Source organism: Mycobacterium sp. E3247 (assembly GCF_001667785.1).
In the GTDB taxonomy this organism is placed as follows: domain Bacteria; phylum Actinomycetota; class Actinomycetes; order Mycobacteriales; family Mycobacteriaceae; genus Mycobacterium.
The window spans coordinates 118,209-128,014 of record NZ_LZJG01000253.1 but is presented as its reverse complement, the minus strand read 5'-3'; the positions used below and the strand labels follow the sequence as shown (position 1 = coordinate 128,014).

The window sequence follows — 9,806 nt, the reverse complement described above, 5'->3', positions numbered from 1 at the left end:
TCCTTCGGCCGTCCGGCGACCGCGTTCAATGCCACGTTCGGGATGACCGTGTCGCGGAACTTCCACATGTCCGAGCCGTCGGCGTTGTGCACCAGCCGAGGTGCGTCGTCTTGGTACTTCTTCGGCAGGTGGTTCTTGAACATGTCCGGCGGTTCGACGGTGTGGTCGTCGACGCTGATCAGGATCATGTCTTCTTTGTTCATGGCCGTTGCCCTTCCATCGGGTCCGTCTGTTCGATTCCGCTCCCGCGCAGCCTCGGCGAATCGCTGTCCCGTGCCAAGATCACTTAAATGAAAACTATCTTCTCGCCAGGTGAGAATCAACATTCATCGGACGCCCTGGCCCGCCTGCGCGGGCCGACCGGGCGCGGAACGGGCCGGCGAGGCGGCCGCCTCCCGGCGAGCATGCGCGAAAGGTGACTGCCCGAGTTGACCCACCGGGTGGCACCACCCCCGACGTTCCCGCAGGCAGGTGGGCATATCGACCGACCGTGGCCGCTCACCGCGCCGCGGCTGGGCGCGTCGGCGGCGGCCGCCATTGACCGGCCGCTCGATTCATGCAACTCTATTAGTTGGAAATGAGAATCCAATTCTCTTCCACCGAGAGGTGGGCGGGGCGATGGCGAGAGGAGCGAGTGGATGCGGTTGGCGCCGCTGCCCGCTGACCAGTGGGACGACACGGCCCGCACGGCACTCGCGGCGATGCGCGACGCGGACACCAACAACGCGCTCAGCACCCTCGCCCACCATCCGGCGCTGGCCAAGGCGTTTCTCCGCTTCAACGTCCACCTGTTGACCTCGTCGACGCTGCCGCCGCGCATTCGCGAGCTCGCCATCCTGCGGGTCGCGCGTCGCCGCGACTGCGCCTACGAGTGGTCTCACCACGTCTCGATGGCCAAGGCCGAGGGAATCACCGACGACGAGATCGCCGCGGTGCAGAGTTTTGCCGGCGGGGACGCCGGCGACTTCGACGAGTTCGACCGCGTGGTGATCGCCGGCGTCGACGAGCTCGAGGAGAAATCGCAGCTGTCCGACGAGACCTGGGCCGCGCTCGGCGCGCGCCTCAACGACCGGCAGCGCATGGATTTCGTGTTCACGGTCGGCTGTTATGCCCTGCTGGCCATGGCCTTCAACACTTTTGGCGTAGAGCTCGAGAACGCCGAACACCCAGAGAGGTAGAAAGTTGCCCCACTTCCCCAAGCCGGCCGCAGGCAGCTGGACAGAGAACTATCCCGAACTCGGCACCGCACCGGTCGATTACAGCGACTCGATCGATCCGGCATTCTTCGAGACGGAGCGCGAGGCGGTCTTTCGGCGCACGTGGCTCAACGTCGGCCGCATCAACCGACTCCCCCGCACAGGCAGCTACTTCACCAGGGAATTGCCGTCGGCGGGGCCCGGCACGTCGGTGATCATCGTCAAGACCAAGGACGGGTCGGTCAGGGCTTTCCACAATGTCTGCCGCCACCGCGGAAACAAGTTGGTCTGGAACGACTTTCCCAACGAGGAGACGTCGGGCACCTGCCGGCAGTTCACCTGCAAGTACCACGCCTGGCGCTACAGCCTCGACGGTGACCTGACCTTCGTCCAGCAGGCGGAAGAGTTCTTCGACCTCGACAAGAGCAACTTCGGCCTGGCGCCGGTCCGCTGCGAGGTGTGGGAAGGCTTCATTTTCATCAACTTCGACCACAATGCGGCGCCGCTCACCGACTATCTGGGGCCGCTGGCCAAGAGCATCGAGGGTTATCCCTTCGGCGAGATGACGGAGACCTACTCCTACCGGGCCGAGGTAGGCAGCAACTGGAAGCTGTTTATCGACGCGTTCGTCGAGTTCTACCACGCGCCGATCCTGCACCAGGGGCAGTACACCAAGGAAGAAGCCGCCAAGATCCAGAAGTACGGCTACGAGGCGCTGCACTATGAGCTGGCCGGCCCGCACAGCCTGCAGTCGACCTGGGGCGGCCAGGCGCCTCCCTCGGACATGTCAATGGTGAAGCCGATGGACCAGGTGTTGCGCAGCGGCTTGTTCGGTCCGTGGGACAAGCCGGAGATCATCGAAAACCTGGAGCTGCCGCCGGGAGTCAACGTCAAGCGGGTGCCACAGTGGGGCATCGACTCGTTGCTCTTCTACCCGAACTTCATGCTGCTGATCTGGGAGCCCGGCTGGTTCCTGACCTACCACTATTGGCCGACCGCCGTGGACAAGCACATCTTCGAGTGCACTCTGTATTTCGTCCCGCCGCGCAATGCGCGGGAACGCCTTGCCCAGGAGTTGGCCGCCGTGACATTCAAGGAGTACGCGCTGCAGGACGCCAACACGCTGGAGGCGACCCAAACGATGATCGGCACGCGGGCCGTCACGGAGTTCCTCCTGTGCGACCAAGAAGTCTTGATCCGTCATCTGCACAAGACGACCGGTGACTACGTGAAGGAGTACCAGGACAATGGCGTTACCGTCTGAATTCGCCGAGCTCGAGCCCTACCTGGACTGGGACCTGGCCACCGAGCCCGAGCGGTACGCCAAGCGGCTGGCCTCGACGATGCCGGAAATGCAGGCGTTCTACGACGCCGCGTTCCCGCGCCTCAACGACGTCATCGCCTACTGCGACAAGTACCCGTTGGACGATCTGCCCGACGACGCAAAGACTCTCATGCACATGATGCAGTCGCTGGTCATGGTGTCGTTTCCGGTCGAGGCATGGAAACAGCCGCGCGTGCCGGACAGCGGGGCGGCCTGGGTGGAGTGCATCCGGGAACCGGTGATCTGATCACGTGTTGACGCTCAAAGCCGCCGGGCTGCTCGACATCGACGCCGGCAAGATCGTCTCCCCCGGCTTGGTGCAGGTCGAGGGCGACCGGATCGCGGGTGTCGGCGGGGAGCCCGAAGGTGAACTGATCGACCTCGGCGAGGCGATCCTGCTGCCCGGGCTGATGGACATGGAGGTCAACCTGTTGATGGGTGGCCGCGGTGAAAAGCCCGGACTGTCCCAGGTTCAGGATGACCCACCGACTCGGGTGCTGCGCGCGGTCGGCAATGCGCGCCGTACGCTGCGCGCCGGGTTCACCACCGTGCGCAACCTCGGCCTTTTCGTCAAGACCGGTGGCTACCTCTTGGACGTCGCACTGGCCAAGGCCATCGACGCCGGCTGGATCGACGGCCCGCGCGTGGTACCGGCCGGTCATGCCATCACCCCCACCGGCGGGCACCTGGACCCGACGATGTTCGCGGCGTTCGCGCCACACACTTTGGAGCTGACCGTCGAGGAGGGCATCGCCAACGGCGTCGACGAGATCCGCAAGGCGGTGCGCTACCAGATCAAACACGGCGCCGAACTGATCAAGGTCTGCTGCTCGGGCGGAGTGATGTCACTGACCGGTCCGCCGGGCGCGCAACACTATTCGGACGAGGAACTGCGCGCGATCGTCGACGAGGCGCATCGGCGAGGGCTGCGCGTCGCCGCTCACACGCATGGCGCCGAGGCGGTCGTGCATGCCGTCGACGCCGGCATCGACTGCATCGAGCATGGGTTCTTGATTGACGACGATGCGATCGCGTCGATGGTCGAGCAGGGCACCTTCCTGGTGAGCACCCGGCGCCTGGCCGACGGCGATGCCATGGACGTCTCGCACGCCGCCCCGGAGTTGCAGGCCAAGGCCGCCGAGATGTTCCCCAAGGCGCGGACCTCGATCCTGGCCGCCCACGAGGCCGGCGTGAAGATCGCGGTCGGCACCGACGCGCCGGCGATCCCGCACGGACGCAACGCCGACGAGTTGGTCACCCTGGTGAACTGGGGCCTGCCACCGCTGGCCGTGTTGCGGGCGGCGACGGTGACCGCGGCCGAACTGATCAACTCGACCGACCGGGGCCGGCTCGTGACGGGTCAGCTCGCCGACATCATCGCGGTGCCGGGAAACCCCCTGGAAGACATCACCGTTACCCAGAACGTGAGCTTTGTCATGAAAGGCGGCAAGGTCTATGTCAACAAGACAGCCAACTCGAACTGACGACCTGGTCGAGATTCAGCAGCTGCTCGCCCGGTACGCGGTCACCATCACCCAGGAGGACATCGACGGGCTGATCGGGGTGTTCACCCCGGACGGAACCTACAGCGCGTTCGGAGACACCTACCGGCTGGACAGATTTCCGGAGCTGGTGGCGGCCGCGCCAAAGGGCCTGTTCCTCACCGGAACAGCGCTCGTCGACATCGACGGCGACTCCGCCAGCGGCACCCAGCCGTTGTGCTTCATCGACCACGCCACCCATGACATGCGGATCGGCTACTACCGCGACACCTACGCCCGCACCCCCGACGGATGGCGGCTGAAAACCCGTGCCATGACGTTCATCCGCCGCAGCGGCGTGCACGACTCCGGGCGCCCGCATGCCGTCGGCCGTCCCACGCCGTGAATGTCGCGGAGTTCCGGGCGGGCTTGCGTGCGTGGCTCGACGACATTGATCTGACCCCCGGTCCCGACCACTCCCTTCAGGGCCACATGCGGCAGTTCGCCAGGGTCAGCCGCGCCCTGTACGACGCCGACTGGATGCGCTACGGCTGGCCCACCGAAGTCGGCGGATTGGGCGGCCCCGCGGTGCTGCGCGCGATCGTCGGCGAAGAGGTGGTCGGCCGCCGCCTCGCCGAGCCGGGCCCCTATTCGATGCTCGAGGTGCTCGCGCCCACGATGATCGATTACGCCCCGGCGGGGCTGGCCGCCGAAATGGTGCCACGGCTGCTGCGCGGTGAAGAGCATTGGTGTCAGGGGTTTTCCGAACCGGGCTCCGGCAGCGACCTGGCATCGCTGACCACACGTGCCACGCAACGGGGCGACGACTGGATCGTCAACGGGCAAAAGGTCTGGACCAGCTTCGCGCAGTTCTCCACCCGCTGTGTCCTGCTGACCCGCACCGCGCCCGGACACGACGGCATCACCGCCTTCTTCGTCGACCTCGACACCCCGGGCATCACCGTCCGGCCGCTCCGGACGATGCACGGCGTCGACGAATTCTGCGAGGTCTACTACGACGACGTGGTGATCCCGGCAAGCCGCATGCTCGGCGGCCCGGGCGACGGCTGGCGACTCGCAATGGATCTGCTCCCCTACGAGCGGTCCACCTGCTTCTGGCAGCGGATCGCCTACCTGTACTCCCGCTTCGACGACCTCATCGCCCAGACGTGCGACGCCGGCGAGCCGGACGAATCCGCGCTTGGAACAGCGTATTTGGCGTTGCACACGCTGCGCTGCCGATCCCGTGACACCCAGCACCGGCTGCGCGACGGGGCGCGACTGGGACCGGACACGTCGATCGACAAGGTGCTGCTCGCCGCCGCCGAGCAACGGCTCTACGACACCGTCCGAGACCTGCTGCCCGGAATGCTCGAGCTCGACGACACGCCGTGGCGCCCGGAATACCTGTACTCGCGCGCGGCGACCATTTACGGCGGCACCGCCGAGATCCAACGCAACATCATTGCGCGCCGGCTGCTCGACCTCGGGAAGGACTGAGCCGTGGAGCCGACGGATCCCGAGTCGCTGCGCCTGCTCGAAAGCTCGCTGCGAACTACGATGGCGGCCGCATCGGGGAGCAGGCTCGACGCGGCGCTGACCGAGCTGGGCTGGCGCGACATGCTGGACGAGATGCCCGCCGTCGCAGTTGCTTTGGTGTTCCGCTTACTCGGCGAGACGGGCGCGCATGCCCCGGTGCTGAACGACGTGGTGTCTCGCGAGGTCGGCGTGGCACCCGGCGGCACCCCACCGCTACCGTTCACCGGCGGCTCGTGGGCGATATGGGAGCGTGGCGAGCGTGGCGGTTCGGCCCTCGACGACTCGCTGCCGATACGGCGGGCGCCGCAGGGGGATTCGCTGCCGCCGGCCGCGCTGGCTGCCGGCAGGCGGGCGCTGGGCTGGTGGCTGGTCGGCGCCGGCCGGGCCATGCTGTCGCTGGCTCGCCGGCATGCGTTGGACCGGGTGCAGTTCGGCCGGCACGTCAGCTCGTTCCAGGCGATCCGGCACCGGTTGGCAGAGACACTCGTCGCGATCGAGGGCGCCGAAGCAACGCTGCACGTCGCCGTACAGGCCAAGGACCACGACGGGCTGGCGTCGCTACTGGCCAAGGCCGCCGCCGGCCAGGCCGCGCTGACCGCCGCCCGCCACTGCCAGCAGGTGCTCGCCGGTATCGGCTTCACCGCCGAGCACCCGCTACACCGCCACGTCAAACGGTCACTCATTCTGGACGGCCTGCTGGGCAACACCCGTGAGCTGACCCGCGAGGCGGGAAAATTCCTGGTGGACAACCGGTTTGCGCCGCGGCTCGCCCAACTCTAGGCTCGCACGCCCGTCAAGGGCGGCCCGGAACCGGCGCGTAGACTGCGTCTGGCCGCCAACAGGATGGGACGCGATGAGTCAACCGGAGCCAACCCCCCGAAACGAGATGGGCGTCGCCTCGCTGCTCGTGGGTCTGGTCGCGGTCGGCACGTGTTGGATGCTGGTCGGGGTGCCGTTCGGCATCGCGGCGGTGATAACGGGCGACTTGGCGCGCAGGCGGGTGTCGCGGGGCGAAGCGAGCAACCCCCGCACCGCGCTGGCGGGGATAGTGTTGGGGGCGGTGTCGATCGCCGCCGGGCTGGTCGCGATCGGGTACTACGCCTGGCTGGACGCGCGCTAGTTCCGCGGCATCCCCAGCACCCGCTCGGCGATGATGTTCCGCTGAATTTCCGACGTGCCACCGGCGATCGTCGCGGCGAAGGTGCGCGCGTACCGGTCGAACCAGCTGCGATAGTGGCTGTCGAGGTTCAGCGGAGCGAACGGGGCGGTCACCGCGCGGTGCACAAGCCCCTCCGCATCGGCGGCGTTCAGGGCGTCCTCGGACGCCCGTTGCAGGGCCTCGGAGCCCAGCAGCTTCAGCACCGATTGGGCCGCAACATCCTCGTCCCCGCGGGCGGCCCGCGACAACGCGGTGGAGCCCAGCAACCACAGCGCGTAGGCGTCCATCACCAGGCTGGCGTAGCGATCGCGCTCGAGCGGGCCCGACGGACGGAAATCGATGCTCAGTTCGTGCAACAGGTCGACGTATCCCATCCACAGCATGACGCGTTCGTGCCCCAGAGAACCGGTGGCCACCCGCCATCCCCGGTTCAGCTCACCCACCAGGTTCTCGGCCGGCACCCGCACGTCGGTGAAGAACACCTCGTTGAAGTCGATTTCGTCGCTGTCGCACATCGACGCGAATGGGCGGCGCACCACACCGGGCGTGTCGGTGGGGATCAGCAGCACGCTAATGCCCTTGTGTTTCGGCGCCTTTGGATCCGTGCGCACGAATGTCAGCAGCACGTCGGCGTCGTGGGCGCCGGATGTCCAGACCTTCTGGCCGTTGACGACGAAGTGGTCACCGTCGAGCACCGCCCGGGTCTTCAGCGACGCCAGGTCCGAACCGGCGCCGGGCTCGCTCATCCCCAGCGACGCGGTGATCTCGGCCCGCAGGATGGGCACCGCCCACTTCCGCTTTTGCTCCGGCGAGCCGAAGGTCAACAGCGAGGCCGCGATGATGCCCACGCCCTGCGGGTTGAAACTTCGATAGACGCGCCGCCGCCCCAGCTCCTCCAAGTACACGTATTGCTGCAACAGCGTCGCGTTGCGTCCGCCGAACTCGGGCGGATTGCCGGGGAGCAGCCATCCGCTGTCGAGCAGCAGCCGTTGCCAGCGCCGGGCCCAGGGCGGCACGTGCGAGCTGGAACGGGGCCGTTCGGACGCCTCGGCCTCCGACGGCGAATGCGCGTCCAGGAAGGCTGCGAATTCGGCGCGGAACGCCTCCACGTCGGCGTCAAAGGTGAGCTGCACGCGACTCCCCGCAACGGTCGTGAGCACTTCCCCGCGTCGGTAGATCACGATTTCCGCCGACGGCCCGGTTCGCTCTTATGATTACGCTTCCATACACACGTCTAAGAGAATAGTATTCTCGTGACAAGAAAGTTACAATCTCCGACACATGATCCGTGAGGGGGTCGAGCGCAGCGATGTCACGGCGTTCTCCGGTAGAGTCCAACCATGTTCTCCCCTCGCGGCAATCAGCCGAGCCGGCTGTGACCAGCCCCAGCGAAGAGCCCGCCTGGAAGCAGCGCGCCGTCGAGAGGTCGATCAAGACGGCGAAATTGCGCGCCGCGCAACGCGTTCAGCGCTTCCTCGACGCGGCCCAGGCCATCATCATCGAGAAGGGCTCCACGGACTTTACCGTGCAGGAGGTCGTCGACCGGTCCCGCCAATCGCTACGCAGCTTTTACCTGCAGTTCGACGGCAAGCATGAGTTGTTGCTGGCGCTGTTCGAAGACGCGCTGAGCCGCTCCGCTGACCAGATTCGCGCCGCCACCGAAAGCCAGACCGACCCGCTGGAGCGGCTGAAGGTCGCCGTCCAGCTGCTCTACGAGGCCTCGCGCCCGGACCCGACGGCCAAGCGGCCGCTGTTCACCGACTTCGCGCCGCGTTTGCTGGTCAGCCACCCGGCTGAGGTCAAGGTCGCACATGCCCCCCTGTTGGCGTTGCTGACCGAACTGATGGAAGCGGCGTCGGACGCCGGTGAACTGCGCGCGGGCGTCAATCCGAAGCGAATGGCCGCGATGACCATGCAGACCGTGATGTTCATCGCCCAATCCAGCGGCGGCTCCGACGACGCGACGGTCCACCCCATCACCGGCGACGAGGTCTGGGATTTCTGCTCGCGCGGCTTCGTCGGCTAGCCGCGAGGCGTAACGCCCCACGATTGCCACAGCTGCTCACATAGCGCACAGGCATTTGCTGCCGAGAATCTCATTCTCTAATATTCAGAACCATAAATAGCTAAAACGGATTCGTCATTGACACCCGCGACGCGGTGGTGACAGGGTGCGAGGGCGGGGAGATACCGGTCCGGGGACGCGGACCGTTCCACACTCAGGCGTGCGATCACTAGTCAGGAGTTGAGGAAGCCATGACGGGACGTGTTGAGGGCAAAGTCGCCTTCGTCACCGGAGCGGCGCGCGGTCAGGGCCGCAGCCATGCGGTGCGGTTGGCGCAGGAGGGCGCCGACATCATCGCCGTCGACATCTGCAAGCCCATCCGTGACGGCGTTACCGACACCGCGATCCCGGCGTCGACACCCGAGGATCTCGCCGAGACCGCCGACCTGGTCAAGGGGCACGACCGCAGGATCGTCACCGCCGAAGTCGACGTGCGCGACTTCGAGGCGCTCAAGGCCGCGGTGGACAGTGGCGTCGAACAACTCGGCCGGCTCGACGTCATCGTGGCCAACGCCGGGATCGGCAACGGCGGCGACACGCTGGACAAGACGAGCGAGCAGGACTGGACGGAGATGATCGACATCAACCTGGCCGGGGTGTGGAAGACGGTGAAAGCCGGTGTGCCGCATCTCTTGTCGGGCGGACGCGGCGGCTCGATCATCCTGACCAGCTCGGTCGGGGGGCTCAAGGCCTACCCCCATACCGGTCACTATGTCGCCGCCAAGCACGGGGTGGTCGGGTTGATGCGCGCGTTCGGAGTCGAGTTGGGGCAGCACATGATTCGGGTGAACTCGGTGCACCCGACGCACGTCAAGACGCCGATGCTGCACAACGAGGGCACCTTCAAGATGTTCCGCCCGGACCTGGAGAATCCCGGCCCCGACGACATGGCGCCGATCTGTCAGCTGTTCCACACCCTGCCGATTCCGTGGGTGGAACCGATCGACGTCAGCAATGCGGTGCTGTTCTTCGCCTCCGACGAATCCCGCTACATCACCGGCGTGACCCTGCCCATCGATGCGGGTAGCTGCCTGAAATAGAG

11 protein-coding genes and 1 pseudogene are annotated in these 9,806 nt (G+C 66.5%); 10 read left to right on the top strand and 2 right to left on the bottom strand.

The window, feature by feature from the left end:
• Positions 1-203 (bottom strand): annotated as a pseudogene (locus A9X04_RS32300) (amidohydrolase); the annotation flags it as partial.
• Positions 204-638: 435 nt separating this feature from the next.
• Here A9X04_RS32300 and A9X04_RS14120 point away from each other — a divergent pair.
• The 8 genes from A9X04_RS14120 to A9X04_RS14085 all read left to right on the top strand — a co-directional run bounded on the left by A9X04_RS14120 (position 639) and on the right by A9X04_RS14085 (position 6,660).
• Complete coding sequence (locus tag A9X04_RS14120; protein ID WP_067921284.1) at positions 639-1,178, top strand: carboxymuconolactone decarboxylase family protein; 540 nt, start codon at positions 639-641, stop codon at positions 1,176-1,178.
• Between the two features lie 4 nt (positions 1,179-1,182).
• Positions 1,183-2,460 carry an aromatic ring-hydroxylating dioxygenase subunit alpha gene (locus A9X04_RS14115; protein ID WP_067921282.1) on the top strand — a complete coding sequence of 426 codons (1,278 nt, stop codon included), beginning with the start codon at positions 1,183-1,185 and terminating at the stop codon, positions 2,458-2,460.
• On the top strand, positions 2,444-2,767 hold the full coding sequence (locus A9X04_RS14110) for a hypothetical protein (protein ID WP_067921280.1): 324 nt from the start codon (positions 2,444-2,446) through the stop codon (positions 2,765-2,767). The genes A9X04_RS14115 and A9X04_RS14110 overlap by 17 nt, the downstream gene beginning before the upstream one ends.
• Positions 2,768-2,771: 4 nt before the next feature.
• A complete protein-coding gene (locus A9X04_RS14105; protein ID WP_067921278.1) occupies positions 2,772-4,004 on the top strand; it encodes an amidohydrolase family protein in 1,233 nt (410 codons plus the stop codon).
• Entirely contained in the window at positions 3,976-4,407 is a 432-nt protein-coding gene (locus A9X04_RS14100) for a nuclear transport factor 2 family protein (protein WP_067921276.1), read from the top strand. The genes A9X04_RS14105 and A9X04_RS14100 overlap by 29 nt, the downstream gene beginning before the upstream one ends.
• Positions 4,404-5,501, top strand: a complete 1,098-nt coding sequence (locus A9X04_RS14095; RefSeq protein ID WP_067921274.1) for an acyl-CoA dehydrogenase family protein — start codon at positions 4,404-4,406, stop codon at positions 5,499-5,501. The genes A9X04_RS14100 and A9X04_RS14095 overlap by 4 nt, the downstream gene beginning before the upstream one ends.
• A 60-nt stretch (positions 5,502-5,561) precedes the next feature.
• Positions 5,562-6,320, top strand: coding sequence for an acyl-CoA dehydrogenase family protein (locus tag A9X04_RS14090; protein ID WP_082975006.1), 759 nt, complete (start codon positions 5,562-5,564; stop codon positions 6,318-6,320).
• A 73-nt stretch (positions 6,321-6,393) separates the two neighbouring features.
• The gene (locus A9X04_RS14085; RefSeq protein ID WP_067921270.1) at positions 6,394-6,660 is read left to right on the top strand and encodes a DUF4190 domain-containing protein; all 267 of its coding nucleotides are present in this window, start codon (positions 6,394-6,396) and stop codon (positions 6,658-6,660) included.
• Here A9X04_RS14085 and A9X04_RS14080 read toward each other — a convergent pair.
• Positions 6,657-7,832, bottom strand: a complete 1,176-nt coding sequence (locus A9X04_RS14080) for an acyl-CoA dehydrogenase family protein (protein ID WP_067921268.1) — start codon at positions 7,830-7,832, stop codon at positions 6,657-6,659. The genes A9X04_RS14085 and A9X04_RS14080 overlap by 4 nt on opposite strands.
• Positions 7,833-8,074: 242 nt before the next feature.
• On the opposite strand from A9X04_RS14080, the gene A9X04_RS14075 reads away from it, so the two are divergent.
• Entirely contained in the window at positions 8,075-8,725 is a 651-nt protein-coding gene (locus A9X04_RS14075) for a TetR/AcrR family transcriptional regulator (protein ID WP_067921266.1), read from the top strand.
• Positions 8,726-8,955: 230 nt separating this feature from the next.
• Positions 8,956-9,804 carry a mycofactocin-coupled SDR family oxidoreductase gene (locus tag A9X04_RS14070; protein WP_067921264.1) on the top strand — a complete coding sequence of 283 codons (849 nt, stop codon included), beginning with the start codon at positions 8,956-8,958 and terminating at the stop codon, positions 9,802-9,804.
• Positions 9,805-9,806: the final 2 nt, after the last annotated feature.